We start from the raw sequence: 13,818 nt of genomic DNA, 5'->3' as shown, positions 1-13,818 counted from the left end.
GCTTACAGGCGTGGCTCGACCCGACCGCGGCCACCGCTCGGTGCAGCCGGTGGCGGGTCATTGCGGTAGCGATCATTGCGCTCGGCGGCCATGGGCGCAGCCGCCATGACTGCGTTGTCCTCGGCTGCGCGACGCTGGGCGGCGGCTTCGGCCTGCGCACGGCGCTCACGGGCGCGCTTTTCCAGCGGCCAGCGGATCAGCACAAAGACGATGTACAAGGCGAAGGCGATCATGCCGTACATGGCGAAATCGGAAATCGCCCGCCAGGCGTTGTTGCCGACCTTGAACGCAAGGTCCAGGGCGGTGATGGCGATCGCCGGGGCAAAGCTGTCCTTGACCGGATCGACGATGGTCGGGGTCAGCAGCAGCACCGCCAGGATCACCCGCAGCGGTTCACGCAGCCAGCGCCACATCCAGCCGGTGAGTTTGAAGCCCACCAGCAGGCAACCCAGGGCGGCAACAGCGTACAGGCCCCAGGCGAAGGTGTAGTCGTTCTCGATCATGGTGTTCGTGCAAGCCAGGCAAAGAGATGCCTATGATAAACACTTTTCAGGGCGCAGACAGCGTCTCCCTGTCCCGGTCAAGAGATCCCCGATGCCAAGCAAGCCTCAGCCCCCCATTGCCCGCCAGGACCAGGCCACTGATCCCTACGCCTGGCTGCAACAGCGCGACACCCAGGAAGTGCTCGATTACCTGCAGGCGGAAAACGCCTATCAGGAGGCCTGCCTGGCCGACCAGGCACCGCTGCGCGAGCAGTTGTTCGAGGAGATCAAGGGCCGCATCCTCGAAACCGACCTGTCGCTGCCCTCGCCCTGGGGCCCATACCTCTACTACACCCGCACCACCGCAGGCGACGAATACCCGCGCCACTACCGCTGCCCACGCCCGGCCGACGATTCCAACACGGTCGATGAAGGCCAGGAACAACTGCTGCTCGACCCCAACGCCCTGGCCAATGGCGGCTTCCTGTCGCTGGGCGCATTCAGTGTCAGCCCCGACCACCGCCTGCTGGCCTACAGCCTCGACACCAGCGGTGACGAAATCTACACCCTCTACGTCAAGGACCTGACCAGCGGCAACCTGACCACCCTGCCCTTCGACGACTGCGACGGCAGCATGACCTGGGCCAACGACAGCCAGACGCTGTTCTTCGCCGAGCTGGACGACACCCACCGCCCCTGGCGCCTGCGCCGCCACACCCTCGGCGAGGCCGACGCGAGCACGGTGTTCGATGAGCCCGACGGGCGCTTCTTCCTGCACTGCTACCGCACCAGCTCCGAGCGCCAACTGGTGCTGCTGCTCAACAGCAAGACCACCAGCGAGGCCTGGGTGCTCGACGCCGAAACGCCACAGGCGGCATTTACCTGCCTGGCGCCACGGGTCGAAGGCCATGAGTACTTCCCAGACCACGGTCAGCTCGACGGCCAGTGGCGCTGGTTTATCCGCACCAATCAGGACGGTATCAACTTCGCCCTCTACCACGCGCCAGCCACTGCGGTACCCAGCCGCGACCAATGGCAGGTACTGGTGGCGCACCGCGACGACATCATGCTCGAAGGCCTGAGCCTGAATGCCGACGCGCTGACCCTGAGCCTGCGTGAAGGCGGCCTGCCGGTCATCGAAGTGCGCCCGCAGGGGCTGGCCCCCTACCGGGTCGAATTGCCCGATGCGGCCTACAGCCTGTACGTGCAGGACAGCCTGGAGTTCGCCAGCCGCCGCGTGCGCCTGCGTTATGAAGCGCTCAACCGCCCGGCCCAGGTGCGCCAGCTGGAGCTGGCCACGGGTGCCCAGGAAGTCCTCAAGCAGACCCCGGTACTCGGCCAGTTCGACGCCGACGACTACGTCAGCCAGCGCCTGTGGGCCACCGCGCTGGACGGCACCCAGGTACCGATCAGCCTGGTGCGCCGCCGCGAAGACCTGGGCAAGACCGTGCCCCTTTACCTGTATGGCTATGGTGCCTACGGCGAGAGCCTCGACCCGTGGTTCTCCCACGCCCGCCTGAGCCTGCTGCAACGCGGCGTGGCCTTCGCCATCGCTCACGTGCGCGGCGGCGGTGAGCTGGGTGAAGCCTGGTACCGCGCCGGCAAGCAGGAACACAAGCACAACACCTTCAGCGACTTCATCGCCTGTGCCGAACACCTGATCGCCGAGGGTGTGACAGCCCCAGAGCGCCTGGCCATCAGCGGCGGCAGTGCCGGCGGCCTGCTGATGGGCGCAGTGCTCAACCTGCGCCCGGAGCTGTTCCGCTGCGCCATCGCCGAAGTACCGTTCGTCGACGTGCTCAATACCATGCTCGACCCCGAGCTGCCGTTGACCGTCACCGAGTACGACGAATGGGGCAACCCCGAGGAGCCCGAGGTGTACGCGCGCATCAAGGCCTATGCGCCCTATGAGAATGTCAGCGCCCAGGCCTACCCGGCCATGCTGGTGGTGGCCGGCTACAACGACAGCCGCGTGCAGTACTGGGAGGCGGCCAAGTGGGTGGCGCGCCTGCGCACGCGCAAGACCGACGACAACCTGCTGCTGCTCAAGACCGAGATGGGGGCCGGGCATGGCGGGATGAGCGGGCGGTACCAGGGGTTGCGCGATGTGGCGCTGGAATACGCGTTCGTGTTTGGCGAGTTGGGTATTGCTTGAGAATGACGGGGCGCGCTGCGCCCCTTTCAGTCAATCATCCTGCGCAGGCGGTTTCGTCGGCTCCTGATGCAGGCCAGGCAAATCCTGATCTTTCGGCGGCCCTGGCACCGGCATCGGCGGCAGCAGCGGTGCCCCCGGCGTGCTGTCGTAGGCCTTGGGCGGCGTGCTCGGGGTGATCTGCGGGTAAGGTGTGGGCGTCGGCGTGCCCGGCGCACCGGGTACCGGGGTATTCAGCCGGGGTGGCGTGCCTGCTGCTTCGGCCAGGGGCATGGCGGCGATGAGCAGCGCGGCGAGGATCGCATGGAACATCAGCAACCTCCTGTCGGGAACCTCTCTACAGGCTACGCCGATATTCGAGTTTTCGCCTGTCCGCCTGCCCTGCAAGCGCGCTAGACTCAATGGCATAACCGTCATCTGCCTGATCAGAACAAAGGAAACACCATGAGTTCGGCTTCCACCTCCGCCGCCACCGCCCGCCTCGATCGCATCCTCGCCGACGCCAAGCGCGACAAGGAGATGGGCTACCGCGACAAGGCCCTGAAAATGTACCCGCACGTGTGCGGCCGCTGCGCCCGCGAATTCGCCGGCAAGCGCCTGAGCGAGCTGACCGTGCACCACCGTGACCACAACCACGACAACAACCCGCAGGACGGCTCCAACTGGGAGCTGCTGTGCCTGTACTGCCACGACAACGAGCACTCGCGCTACACCGACCAGCAGTACTTCAGCGAAGGCTCGACCAGCACCCCAAGCATCGCCAAGGCCACCCACAACCCGTTCGCCGGGCTGGCGGGCATGCTCAAGAAAGACTGACCGTCACTGCAACCCCCGCTGCGGCCGGCAAGCCCGTATAATCGCGCTCTTTTTTTCGCGAAGGGCCCCGGCACGTGGCAAACAAACGGTACAGCTGCATCGGCCTGTTCAACCCCAAGTCTGCGGAGAACGTCGGTTCGGTGATGCGCGCAGCGGGTTGCTACGGCGTCAACTCGGTGTTCTACACCGGCAAGCGCTATGAACGCGCGCGCGACTTCGTCACCGATACCAAGCGGGTGCACTACGACATTCCGCTGATCGGCATCGACGACCTGCAACGCATCATTCCCCTGGGCTGCACGCCAGTGGCAGTGGAACTGGTGGACGGCGCACGGCCGCTGCCTGAATACACCCACCCGGACCGGGCGATCTATATCTTCGGGCCTGAAGATGGCTCGTTGAGCGAGGACGTGCGGGGGTGGTGCGAGGAGACCATCTACATTCCTACCGAAGGCTGCATGAACCTGGCAGCGACGGTGAATGTAGTGCTGTATGACCGCATGGCCAAAGGGCTGAATACCCGCTCCGGGCCCAAGTTCAAATAGCCAACCGCCCGTAAAACGCCTGCGCGAGCCGGCCGGGCAAACCAAGTGAACGGTCGTTCATGGCTGCTGGTCAGCTGTTAACACTTCACACGGAGGGTTTGCCATGCTCGATATTCATTCCACCCGGGCTCCACGGGAGCACAACGTCCAGGGCCTGGAACGCGCCGGCTCGCTGGCTGGCGGCGCATTGATGTTCACCAAGGGCATGCGCCATGGGGGCCTGATCGGGCTGCTGCAGATGGTGGCGGGCGGCCTGGCGGTAGCCCGCGGAGTCAGCGGCCATTGCTCGACCAAGGCCTGGTGGCAGCGGCATCGCCAGGAGTATCACCGCCTGCGTTCGGATATCGAGCGCAGTGCAGCAGAGCTGCAGGCGCTCAGGGCCAGTGCCGCGGCAGCAACTGACGGGGTGACAGTGACCGGCAAGGATCCGTTGCCTGGCAGTTGAGTCTCGTGTTGCCGGTGCAGGCTAGCGCAAGGCCTTGCTCTGCAGCACGTCAGACCGACGCCCCAGCACATTCTCGCTGATCTGCACGAACTCCTCGGTGCTCACGCTGGGCAGACGCATCAGCGCCCGGGTCACGTCATCCAGCGAGCGCTTGGCCTGGGTATGGATGCGGATTTCCTTGTCCAGCGCCTGCAACAGCAGCACCCCACGTGCCACCTGCGCCGGGCTGGCGTGCTCGGCGCGCAGCTGGCTGACCTGGGCGCCCTGCTTCTGCAAGCGTGCCTGCCATACCTCGTAACGGTCGTCGCTGATGCCGCCAGCACGGCGCAACAGTTCGGTGGCGTAGTAGTCGGTCAGGCCCTGGGCCAGCCAGTCGCTATTGTCGCGCACACGAATCTGCGCAAACAGCTGCACCAGTTCACGCAGCAGCGGGCTGCTGCCATTCTCGCTGACCATTGGCCGGCTGCTGTGCAGGTAGATCGAGCCTTGCGCCGCCGTCGCCCCGCGCCACATGCCATCACGGGCGCCAACCAGCAGCAGCTTGGCCGGGTTGCGCGGGAATACCGCCTGCAATTGCGGCCAGACGAAGGTCAGCAGGGTCAGGCTGTCCATCCGCCGCATGCCCTGCCCTACTGGCGCGGCCACGGTAACGTCGGTGTCGCCGAGGCGGGCGCGACGGCTGCCAAGGTCGCCCGCGAGCATCCAGCCGGTCGGGCGGTCGAACAGGCGGGACACGTTGTCGATACGGAACTTGTCCTTGCCGATGCGTGGCCAGGACGTTTCGATGCTTTTCCAGCCTTCAGGCAAGTCGACCGTCAGGCGTGCCACCAACTCGGTACCGTCCTGTTGGTCGAGGCGTGCAGACGGCACCAGCTGATCGCCGAGGAACAGCGCCCAATGCGGGGTGATGCGTGAAGAGTAGGCGCCGCTGCGCAGCTTCTGGTCCAGTTTCACCCGGTAGCTGAGGCTGGTCTTGCCACTCGCCGGGTGCCATACACCGCGCTCGCCCTGCTGTTGCCACTGGCCATCGGCCTGGAAACCGCTGTAGGCACCGGCCTTGCCCAGGTCAAAATCCAGGCTGCGCACGGCACTGCCTTCGGCCAGGGTCAGGCGCACTTCGGCCTGGCCATTGGCAGGCAACAGGCGCACCTGGTAATCGAGGTCGACTTTTTTTGCCCAGGCCGGCGAACAGGCCACAAGCCCGAGGAGCAACAACAACTGGCAACGCATAGCGAAACTCCTTGTTCCTCAGAGGCGACGGGGTGCGCCGTTCAACTGGCGCGGAAAATCAGGTGGTCTTCCCAGTCGTCTTCGTCTACATCATGTTCACTGAGCATACGCCCCGATTGCGAGATGCGCTGTTCATGCACCTGCTTACGGTCACCGCACACCAGGTGGTGCCAGTCGGGCAGGTCCTTGCCCTCGCTGACCAGGCGGTAACCACAGGTGCTCGGCAGCCATTTGAACTGGTCGGCCTTGCCCGGGGTGAGCTGGATGCAATCGGGCACATGGGCAAAGCGATTGGGGTAGTCGCTGCACTGGCAGGTGTCGCGATCGAGCAGTTTGCAGGCGATGCGCGTGTAATAGACGCTATTGTCGTCTTCATCCTCGAGCTTTTGCAGGCAGCACAGGCCGCAGCCGTCACACAGCGACTCCCACTCTTGCGGGCTGAGTTGTTCGAGGGTCTTGTGCCGCCAGAACGGCGCGCTGTCAGCGATCATCACACGGGTTTCCTGCAGTCTTGTCCAGGCCGCGGCGCGCGGCGGCGCCAGTCTAGAGCCTGGCCTTCGGCAACGCCATACCGCTTGTCAGTGCCAGGCGGACGCAGTAGCGTGCGTGCTTTGCCATCCACTTGCAGGAGCCGCCATGAGCGCCACCCCCCGCATTGCCGATTACGCCATCAACGAGCAGTTCATCAACCGCTGGTCACCGCGCGCCTTCACCGCCGAACCGATCAGCGAAGAGACCCTGCTGAGCTTCCTCGAAGCGGCACGCTGGGCGCCGTCGGCCTATAACTCGCAGCCTTGGCGCTTCCTGTATGCACGCCGCGACACGCCGAGCTGGGAGCGTTACCTGAGCTTGCTGGTGCCGTTCAACCGCAGCTGGGCGCAGCAGGCATCGGCGCTGGTGCTGATCATTTCCAAGACCACGTTTGCGGCGCCTGGCGCCACGGAAGAAAAGCCGGCGCTGTGGCACACCTTCGACACCGGTTCCGCTTGGGGCCACCTGGCGCTGCAGGCCAGCATCAGCGGCTGGCACACCCACGGCATGGCCGGGTTCGACCAGGCACTGGCGCGCCAGGAGCTGAAGATTCCGCAAGGTTATGAGCTGCATGCCATGGTGGCGATCGGCAAGCTGGGCGACAAGGCCAGCCTGGACGAAGCGCTGCAGGCGCGTGAAGTGCCGAGCCCGCGTCGGCCGTTGAGCGAGCTGGCGGCTGAGGGTGATTTCAGCCTGTAAGGCGTGTGTTGCCTGTGCTGGCCTCTCGCGGCCAGCACAGGCGATTAGAGATCAGTAACCCCGGGCGAAATCGACTTCGCCACGCAACCCCTGCCCCTCTGCATACGCCCGCACATTCCCGGCAAACAACCGCACCATCGCCGCCGGCGAGGTGGGCGCCGAGCTGTGTCCGGTCAGCAACAAGCCCCAGGCAGTCCAGAACGGATGCCGTTGCGGCAGCGGCTCCTGCCGGCACACGTCGATCACCGCCCCGGCCAGATGCCCCTGCTTCAGCGCCTCGACCAGATCAGCATCGACCACCGCCGCGCCACGCCCAGCGTTGATGAACAGCGCCGTGGGCTGGAAGCACTGGAACAGCGCCGCGTCATACAGGTCATGGGTTGCCGGCGTGTCCGGCAGCAGGTTGAGCACGTAATCCACCTGCCCGACCAGGCGCGGCAAATCCGCCAGCGCCGCCACTTCGACAAACGGCGCCTGCTCGCGGGCGCTGCTGGCAATGCCGTAAAGGCTCACGCCAAACGGCGCGAGGAACTCGGCCACCCGCTGGCCGATATCGCCGGTACCGACGATCAGCACCTTGCGCCCTTCCAGGGTGCGCCCCGGGCGGTCATCCCAACGTCGCTCGACCTGGCTGACCAGGCGCGACAACACTTCGCGCTCATGGCCGAGCATGTAGGTCAGCATGTACTCGGCCATCACCTGGCCGAAGATGCCTACGGCGCGGGTCAGGCGGTAGTCTCGCGGCAGCCCTTCGGCCAGCAACGGCGTGATGCCGGCCCAGGTGGACTGCATCCACTGCGGTTTGTGGCCCTGGCGCAGCAGGCTCGCCAGCAGATCCGGCTGGCCCAGCCAGACCGGGCACTGCGGTGCCTGGCGGGCCAGTTCGGCGGAGTCGTCGCTGGTCAGGACTTGCAGCTGCGGCATGGCTTCGCGCAACAGTTCGGCATATCGAGCATGATCATGCTCAGCAATCAGTACCCGCATGATCAGACCGGGTCGTTACGGCGCAGCAGCTCTTCGGGCAAGTGCTCGATGTACTCGTCCTCGGCCGGTGGCATCTGCAGGTGATAACCCTGGGTCTCGAGGTTTTCCAGCACCTTGGCGATGTCCTCGCGGGCCAGCTGGCGCTCCGGCGTCAACACCAGGTCGAAGGCGTGCACAGGCTTGCCAAAGAAGGGCAACAGCGCCTCAGGCACGCGCTCCAGGCCTTCGGCCTTGAGCACGTAGAGGTACATTTCGTTCTTGCGTGGGCTCTTGTAGATCGAACAGATACGTTTCATTGCTTGTCTCCGGCACCTGCCAGGTCGTCCAGCAGGGCCTGGCCCATCCGCTCACGGCGCCAGCCGCGCAGCGAATCGGGCAGTTGATAAGGGCCGTTCGGGTAGCCGCTCTTGAGCAGGGCTTCCAGGGCTTTCTTGCGCAGCATCAGCTCCGGGGCGATCCCCAGGCGCTCGCCTTCGGCCTGGCCGATGGCACGCAGGCGCTTGAGGATACCGGCGGCTTCGATCGGCAGCGGCTCAGGCAGCGGCTGTGGCCATTGCTCGGGCGGCAGGTTGCCGGCGCGCTTGATCAGCTCGAGCAGGAGGGCGCCGTCCTGGCGGATGGTGCGCGGGTGCATTTCGTCAATCTTGGCCAGGGCCGACAGGTTGTCCGGCTGGCTCTTGGCCATGGGCCACAGCGAGTGTTCCTTGAGGATGCGGTTGCGCGGCACATCACGGCTGCGCGCTTCACGCTCGCGCCAGGCGCACAGTTCGCGCAGCACCGCCAGTTGCTGGCGGCCCAGCTTCCAGGCGAGCTTGACGTCGCGGTACAAGGTCTCGGGTTCGACTTCACGGCGCAGCGCGGCCACCAGTTCGGCGCCGTCGTCCAGCACCCAGGCGTACTTGTCGCCGGACAGGCGTGGCTGCAGGGCGGCGAACAGTTCGGCCAGGTGCACGGCATCTTCGGCGGCGTAGCTGACCTGGGTTTCCGACAGCGGGCGCTGCAGCCAGTCAGAGCGGGTTTCGCCCTTGGGCAGCTCGATGCCCAGCACTTCCTGCACCAGGCGCGAATAGCCCATGGAGAAGCCCAGGTTCAGGTAACCGGCTGCCAGCTGGGTGTCGAACAACGGTTGCGGCAGCTTGCCGGTCAGGCGCAGCAGTACTTCGAGGTCTTCGCTGCAGGCGTGCAGCACCTTGACCACGTTGCTGTCGTCGAGCAGTTCGCCCAGCGGCTGCCAGTCGCCGATCAGCAGCGGGTCGATGAGGAAAGCCCGCTGCCCGTCGCCAACCTGGACCAGGCCGGCTTTCGGGTAGAAGGTGTCGACCCGCATGAACTCGGTGTCGAGCGCCACGAAGGGCAGTTCGCGCCACTTGCGGCAGTGTTCGGCCAGGGTCTGGTCGTCACGGATCCAGTGTATTTCGATGGCCACAAGGCTCTCCCACAAACATTGGCGCGCAGTATATACGGCGCGGGCCCTGGTGGTGAAACCTGCGCCATCCCTGGATTAGATGAACGGCCTCAACGCTGGGCGGCCAACCACGGCCGGCAGCTGGCAAACATGTCCAGCGACTGCTGGTAGACCTCGGTGTGCACCTGCAGCAGGCCCAGCATCGAGTGGAACAGGTTGTCCTGCGACAGCGGCGCATCGCTGAGCTTGGCCATGCAGTCGGTGTCGATGCCGAAGTCCTCCTTGTAGCTGTCGGAGAACCAGGTCAGCAGTGGCACATGCTTCTGTTGTTCCGGGGCAATGGCATACGGGGTGCCGTGCAGGAACAGGTTGTACTCGCCCAGCGACTCGCCATGGTCGGACAGGTAGATCATCGCCGTATCGACCTTGTCCTGCTTGCTGCGCAGGGTATCGATCAGCGAGGACAACACCTTGTCAGTGTAGGCCAGGGTGTTGTCGTAGCCGTTGATGATTTCCTGCTCGCTGCACTGGTTCAGCGCGTTGCTCTGGCACACCGGGGTGAAACGCTCGCCGTCTTTGGGGTAGCGCTTGAAATACTCGGGGCCGTGGCTGCCCATCTGGTGCAGCACCAGCACGGTGTCCTTGTCGAGGTTGTCGATCAGCTCGCCCAGGCCTTGCAGGAGGATTTCGTCATGGCACTCACCGCCAGCGCAGAGCTGCGGGTCCTTGAGGTTGCTGACGTCGATGAACTGCACGCGGTCGCAGGTGCCCTTGCAGCCCGACTGGTTGTCGCGCCACTGCACGGCCAGGCCGGCACGCTGGAGGATGTCCAGCAGCCCTTCACGGTTCTTCGCCACGCGGGCGTCGTAATCCTTGCGTTTCATGCCGGAGAACATGCACGGCACAGAGACGGCGGTTTCAGTACCGCAGGAATGCACATCGGAGAAACTCAACAGGCCCTGTTCCTTGGCCAGGTTCGGGGTGGTATCGCGCGGATAGCCGAGCACGCCAAAGTGATCGGCACGGGCACTTTCACCCACTACCAGCACGGTCAGCGATTTGCGCTCGTGCTTCTGCCAGGCCACATCGCGCTTGGCATCTTCGCCATAGCTCTGGAACGGGCGCGCTGCCGTACCCACGCGCTCGTTGACATAACCGATGGTCGCGCCAACGACATTGCTCGGAGTGAGCATCAGGCGCAGTTCGTGATGGTTGCGAAACAGCGAGGACAGCCCTTGATAATTGACCAGCGCCACCGAGCCCAAGGCCACCACGCAGGCGCCGCTGACCACCAGCTTGCCAAGCAATTCGCGGTGCCACGGGCGGTAGGCGATCTGCGCTTTCCACAGCACTACCGACGGCAATACGCCGAGCAGCAGAATATAGGCCGCGAACTTCAACGACATCAGATCGCGCACTTCCGAAACATTGGTCTCGGCCATGTTACGGAACATGCCAGCGTCAATAAGCACGCCGTATTGGTTCATGAAGTAAGCGGCGCTCGCACCACTCACGAACAACACGATCAATAACGGCTTCAATACATAACGGAAGGCGAACAGCGTCAACACCAGGTTGAACGCGAACAACATCAGCACGGCGAACGCCAGGCTCAGCCAAAGCCCCGACATCCCGGCCGGCACCACCTCTTGCAGGTGCCCCCAAAGGAACATGTTGAGACCGACCAGCAGGTAAACGCTGGCCAACAGCGTGACCCATTCAGTCCGCAGGGATTTGAAGTTGAGCATCGGCATTCGCAATCAAGAGTAATTATCACCCCCAGGCCGGATGGCACTGTGGGAAAGTCGGGCGAACTCTAGAAAGCGCACCATCAATTTTTCGTGAAAAAGACGGTAACAAATTCGTAAGCCGATGCATTTTTTACATTAAATTAACTTCATTCAGCATCCGTTCAGCCGGGCAGACGCGCCTTGGCGTAGGGTTCCCGGCCGATATCGAGCACTTCGACGCACAGCTGGATATCCACACCGGCCTTGGCCGGGATGGCTTCGCGCAATACCTCGAGCAAGCCGTTAGACAGTTGCTGCTTCACCTCGGGCGAACGCCCGCTGAGGATGGCCAGGCGCACATGGGCGAAGGCCCGCTCACCCGGCGCGATGCCGACCCGGTACTGGCTGAAGGCCTGGGCCCGGCTCTTGATGTCGGCCTCGTCGGCAAACTGGCCGCTGCCGACCAGGGCGTGGTTCAGGCGCAACAGCAGCACATCAACATTGAGCTCGCGCAGGTTGTCGCTGTATTCCAGGTTCAGGTGAGGCATGGCGCAGGTTCCAGGCACGGGGAAGGATGCGACAGCCTACCCCAGTCCCCCACCTGCGCAAAGGCGGCTATCCTCAAAGGTCAGGACCTTACCGACAACCCTGACAGAGGTGAAGAAATGCCAGTTCCGCATGATCTGCTCGCTGACCTGCACGTTACCGCTGACGCATTCCAGGCGCTAATAGACAAGGACCAGAACCTTCACAAGCTGCACAAGGAATACAACACCAAGGACAAGGAGGTGCTGGCCGCCGAGGCCAACGGCACCAACGACGAGGCGGTCAACCGCCTGCGCAAGGAAAGGCTGCTGCTCAAGGACAAGATCGAACGGATCATTCATCCGCCGAAGTCCTGACAACCCTTTACTGAATTCACTGGCCTCATCGCGAGCTGCGCTCGCTCCTACAGGACTACACATGCCCCGTAGGAGCGAGCGCAGCTCGCGATAGCGCCAGCAGCCCTTACACGGCAGCCGAAGCCTTCAACGCGCCATCGAGGTCTTCGATCAGGTCGCGGTAATCCTCGATCCCCACCGACAACCGCAGCAGGTTCTCGCTGATGCCCATCTCGCCCTTCTGCGCCGGGCTCAACGAGTTGTGCGACATGCTCCAGGAGTGGTTGATCATGCTCTCCACCCCGCCCAGCGAGTCGGCCAGCACAAAGATCTGCAGTGCCTCGACCAGCCGGTTGAGCGCCGCCCGGTCACCGCCTTTGACCTTCATCGCCACCACCGCCCCGCCACTGCGCATCTGCCGCTGGCACAGCGCATGCTGCGGGTGGCTTTCCAGCCCTGGGTAGAACACCTGCTCGATCTGCGGGTGGCCTTCGAGGAAGCGCGCTACCTGCAGCGCGTTGGCGCACTGGCGCTCCATGCGCACATCGAGGGTCTTCAGCCCGCGCAGGGCCAGGTAGCAGTCGAACGGCCCCTGGATCGCCCCGACCGCCATGCTGATCTTGCGCAGCCGCGCCAGCAGCTCGTCATTGGCTGCGACTACCACGCCACCGGTGAGATCGGAATGGCCGCCGATGTACTTGCTCGCCGAGTGCATCACCAGGTCCACACCGAGGGTGATCGGGCGCTGGTTCCACGGCGAACAGAAGGTGTTGTCGATGCAGGTGAGGATGCCGCGGGCACGGGCCAGGTCGCACACCGCCTTGATGTCCACCAGGTGCAGCAGCGGGTTGGTGGGCGATTCGATCCAGATCAGCTGGGTTTCGGGCTTGATCGCGGCCGCCACCGCCTCGACGTCATTGAGGTCGACATAGGTGGTGGTCAGGCCCGAAGTGCGCCCGCGGTAATCTTCAAGGATGCGGAAGGTGCCGCCATAAACGCCATTCATCACCACCACGTGGGCGTCCTTGGGCAGCAGCTCCAGCACCGTGGCGGTGGCGTTCACACCCGAGGCACAGGCCACCGCACCAACGCCCTCCTCCAGCGCGGCGACACAGCTTTCATAGGCATGCCGGGTCGGGTTGCCGACACGGCTGTAGGCGTACTCGGGGTTATCGTCGAGGCTGCGCTTGATATAGGAGCTGGCGGTATAGATGGGCGGGAAGATGGCGTTATCGGCAACGCTGGATTGCTCGCCGGCGTGGATGGTACGGGTGGCGAAATTACGCGGCTTGTCGGACATGGTCGGGCCCATTGGCAGGATTCAAGCCTGCAACTATGGCAACAACCTGGCGCGGCGGCAATGCCAGGCCAATGCAGGAAATTTTCCTAGGCCTGGGGTAATCTGGGGAAAATTTTTCTCGATGGTTTTGCCCTGCCATGGACAGTTTCGACCAACACATCCTCACCCTGCTGCAGCGGGACGCCTCGATCTCGCTCAAGGACCTGGCCGAAGCGGTCAACCTGTCGACCACGCCATGCTGGAAGCGGGTCAAACGGCTGGAGGAAGACGGCTACATCCTCGGCCGTGTCGCCCTGCTCGACCCCGAACGCCTGGGGCTGGGGCTGACCGTGTTCGTCCAGCTCAAGACCCAGCGCCACGACAGCGCCTGGCTGGAGCAGTTCGCGGCGACGGTGAAGGGGTTCGAAGAGGTGATGGAGTTCTACCGCATGTCAGGCGATTGGGACTACATGCTGCGGGTGGTGGTGGGCGACATCGCAGCGTACGACCGCTTCTACAAGAAGCTGATAACCAGTACCGATGGGCTGTCGAACATCACCTCCAGTTTTGCCATGGAGCAGATGAAGTACACCACGGCCTATCCGGTGCATCGGTAGCCGGGGGCCACAACGCGGCCCC

Annotated in this window: 17 protein-coding genes; 7 read left to right on the top strand and 10 right to left on the bottom strand. The window is 64.1% G+C overall.

Going from position 1 to position 13,818, the window contains the following annotated elements:
* Window positions 1-2: 2 nt before the first annotated feature.
* A complete protein-coding gene (locus ABE528_RS13600; RefSeq protein WP_346653237.1) occupies window positions 3-503 on the bottom strand; it encodes an MFS transporter in 501 nt (166 codons plus the stop codon).
* A 91-nt stretch (window positions 504-594) separates the two neighbouring features.
* Between ABE528_RS13600 and ABE528_RS13595 the strand changes: the two genes are divergently transcribed.
* Entirely contained in the window at window positions 595-2,637 is a 2,043-nt protein-coding gene (locus ABE528_RS13595; RefSeq protein WP_346653236.1) for a S9 family peptidase, read from the top strand.
* Between the two features lie 30 nt (window positions 2,638-2,667).
* Here ABE528_RS13595 and ABE528_RS13590 read toward each other — a convergent pair whose 3' ends face one another.
* Window positions 2,668-2,946 carry a hypothetical protein gene (locus ABE528_RS13590; protein ID WP_152953999.1) on the bottom strand — a complete coding sequence of 93 codons (279 nt, stop codon included), beginning with the start codon at window positions 2,944-2,946 and terminating at the stop codon, window positions 2,668-2,670.
* A gap of 132 nt (window positions 2,947-3,078) precedes the next feature.
* On the opposite strand from ABE528_RS13590, the gene ABE528_RS13585 reads away from it, so the two are divergent.
* From ABE528_RS13585 to ABE528_RS13575, 3 genes are all read left to right on the top strand, one after another.
* Window positions 3,079-3,450, top strand: a complete 372-nt coding sequence (locus ABE528_RS13585; RefSeq protein WP_060510327.1) for a YajD family HNH nuclease — start codon at window positions 3,079-3,081, stop codon at window positions 3,448-3,450.
* A gap of 74 nt (window positions 3,451-3,524) precedes the next feature.
* Window positions 3,525-3,995 carry an RNA methyltransferase gene (locus tag ABE528_RS13580; RefSeq protein ID WP_085675738.1) on the top strand — a complete coding sequence of 157 codons (471 nt, stop codon included), beginning with the start codon at window positions 3,525-3,527 and terminating at the stop codon, window positions 3,993-3,995.
* A gap of 103 nt (window positions 3,996-4,098) precedes the next feature.
* Window positions 4,099-4,440 (top strand): DUF2892 domain-containing protein, encoded by a 342-nt coding sequence (locus ABE528_RS13575; protein ID WP_152954000.1) that lies wholly within the window; start codon window positions 4,099-4,101, stop codon window positions 4,438-4,440.
* A 21-nt stretch (window positions 4,441-4,461) separates the two neighbouring features.
* Here ABE528_RS13575 and ABE528_RS13570 read toward each other — a convergent pair whose 3' ends face one another.
* Together ABE528_RS13570 and ABE528_RS13565 are read right to left on the bottom strand one after the other, a co-directional pair.
* Entirely contained in the window at window positions 4,462-5,670 is a 1,209-nt protein-coding gene (locus ABE528_RS13570) for a hypothetical protein (RefSeq protein ID WP_346653235.1), read from the bottom strand.
* Window positions 5,671-5,711: 41 nt separating this feature from the next.
* The gene (locus ABE528_RS13565; protein WP_152954002.1) at window positions 5,712-6,161 is read right to left on the bottom strand and encodes a YcgN family cysteine cluster protein; all 450 of its coding nucleotides are present in this window, start codon (window positions 6,159-6,161) and stop codon (window positions 5,712-5,714) included.
* Window positions 6,162-6,306: 145 nt separating this feature from the next.
* Here ABE528_RS13565 and ABE528_RS13560 point away from each other — a divergent pair, with 145 nt between their 5' ends.
* Complete coding sequence (locus ABE528_RS13560) at window positions 6,307-6,900, top strand: nitroreductase family protein (protein WP_152954003.1); 594 nt, start codon at window positions 6,307-6,309, stop codon at window positions 6,898-6,900.
* A 51-nt stretch (window positions 6,901-6,951) separates the two neighbouring features.
* On the opposite strand, the gene ABE528_RS13555 is transcribed toward ABE528_RS13560, so the two are convergent.
* From ABE528_RS13555 to ABE528_RS13535, 5 genes are all read right to left on the bottom strand, one after another.
* Entirely contained in the window at window positions 6,952-7,884 is a 933-nt protein-coding gene (locus ABE528_RS13555; protein WP_152954004.1) for a D-2-hydroxyacid dehydrogenase, read from the bottom strand.
* Between the two features lie 2 nt (window positions 7,885-7,886).
* A complete protein-coding gene (locus ABE528_RS13550; protein ID WP_103446328.1) occupies window positions 7,887-8,180 on the bottom strand; it encodes a YcgL domain-containing protein in 294 nt (97 codons plus the stop codon).
* Entirely contained in the window at window positions 8,177-9,310 is a 1,134-nt protein-coding gene (gene rnd, locus ABE528_RS13545; protein WP_346653234.1) for a ribonuclease D, read from the bottom strand. The genes ABE528_RS13550 and rnd overlap by 4 nt, the downstream gene beginning before the upstream one ends.
* 89 nt (window positions 9,311-9,399) lie before the next feature.
* Window positions 9,400-11,037 carry a phosphoethanolamine--lipid A transferase gene (locus ABE528_RS13540; protein WP_152954006.1) on the bottom strand — a complete coding sequence of 546 codons (1,638 nt, stop codon included), beginning with the start codon at window positions 11,035-11,037 and terminating at the stop codon, window positions 9,400-9,402.
* Between the two features lie 164 nt (window positions 11,038-11,201).
* Window positions 11,202-11,567 carry a 5-carboxymethyl-2-hydroxymuconate Delta-isomerase gene (locus ABE528_RS13535; protein ID WP_346653233.1) on the bottom strand — a complete coding sequence of 122 codons (366 nt, stop codon included), beginning with the start codon at window positions 11,565-11,567 and terminating at the stop codon, window positions 11,202-11,204.
* Window positions 11,568-11,684: 117 nt separating this feature from the next.
* Here ABE528_RS13535 and ABE528_RS13530 point away from each other — a divergent pair, with 117 nt between their 5' ends.
* On the top strand, window positions 11,685-11,921 hold the full coding sequence (locus ABE528_RS13530) for a YdcH family protein (protein WP_152954008.1): 237 nt from the start codon (window positions 11,685-11,687) through the stop codon (window positions 11,919-11,921).
* Between the two features lie 106 nt (window positions 11,922-12,027).
* On the opposite strand, the gene ABE528_RS13525 is transcribed toward ABE528_RS13530, so the two are convergent.
* Window positions 12,028-13,212: an aminotransferase class I/II-fold pyridoxal phosphate-dependent enzyme gene (locus ABE528_RS13525; protein WP_152954009.1), complete on the bottom strand. Its 1,185-nt coding sequence runs from the start codon at window positions 13,210-13,212 to the stop codon at window positions 12,028-12,030.
* Window positions 13,213-13,337: 125 nt separating this feature from the next.
* Between ABE528_RS13525 and ABE528_RS13520 the strand changes: the two genes are divergently transcribed.
* Complete coding sequence (locus tag ABE528_RS13520; protein WP_152954010.1) at window positions 13,338-13,796, top strand: Lrp/AsnC family transcriptional regulator; 459 nt, start codon at window positions 13,338-13,340, stop codon at window positions 13,794-13,796.
* Window positions 13,797-13,818: the final 22 nt, after the last annotated feature.

Source organism: Pseudomonas sp. TWI628 (genome assembly GCF_039673865.1).
Taxonomy (GTDB): Bacteria; Pseudomonadota; Gammaproteobacteria; order Pseudomonadales; family Pseudomonadaceae; genus Aquipseudomonas.
Note: the sequence above shows the minus strand (reverse complement) of the source record. Positions and strands in the feature narration are given on the sequence as shown.

Coding starts and splice junctions, on each gene's coding strand:
- ABE528_RS13550 (WP_103446328.1), bottom strand. CDS start 8,180: ATGAAACGTATCTGTTCGATCTACAAGAGCCCACGCAAGAACGAAATG.
- ABE528_RS13540 (WP_152954006.1), bottom strand. CDS start 11,037: ATGCTCAACTTCAAATCCCTGCGGACTGAATGGGTCACGCTGTTGGCC.
- ABE528_RS13575 (WP_152954000.1), top strand. CDS start 4,099: ATGCTCGATATTCATTCCACCCGGGCTCCACGGGAGCACAACGTCCAG.
- ABE528_RS13565 (WP_152954002.1), bottom strand. CDS start 6,161: ATGATCGCTGACAGCGCGCCGTTCTGGCGGCACAAGACCCTCGAACAA.
- ABE528_RS13535 (WP_346653233.1), bottom strand. CDS start 11,567: ATGCCTCACCTGAACCTGGAATACAGCGACAACCTGCGCGAGCTCAAT.
- ABE528_RS13530 (WP_152954008.1), top strand. CDS start 11,685: ATGCCAGTTCCGCATGATCTGCTCGCTGACCTGCACGTTACCGCTGAC.
- ABE528_RS13525 (WP_152954009.1), bottom strand. CDS start 13,212: ATGGGCCCGACCATGTCCGACAAGCCGCGTAATTTCGCCACCCGTACC.
- ABE528_RS13590 (WP_152953999.1), bottom strand. CDS start 2,946: ATGTTCCATGCGATCCTCGCCGCGCTGCTCATCGCCGCCATGCCCCTG.
- ABE528_RS13595 (WP_346653236.1), top strand. CDS start 595: ATGCCAAGCAAGCCTCAGCCCCCCATTGCCCGCCAGGACCAGGCCACT.
- ABE528_RS13520 (WP_152954010.1), top strand. CDS start 13,338: ATGGACAGTTTCGACCAACACATCCTCACCCTGCTGCAGCGGGACGCC.
- ABE528_RS13570 (WP_346653235.1), bottom strand. CDS start 5,670: ATGCGTTGCCAGTTGTTGTTGCTCCTCGGGCTTGTGGCCTGTTCGCCG.
- ABE528_RS13585 (WP_060510327.1), top strand. CDS start 3,079: ATGAGTTCGGCTTCCACCTCCGCCGCCACCGCCCGCCTCGATCGCATC.
- ABE528_RS13555 (WP_152954004.1), bottom strand. CDS start 7,884: ATGCGGGTACTGATTGCTGAGCATGATCATGCTCGATATGCCGAACTG.
- ABE528_RS13560 (WP_152954003.1), top strand. CDS start 6,307: ATGAGCGCCACCCCCCGCATTGCCGATTACGCCATCAACGAGCAGTTC.
- ABE528_RS13600 (WP_346653237.1), bottom strand. CDS start 503: ATGATCGAGAACGACTACACCTTCGCCTGGGGCCTGTACGCTGTTGCC.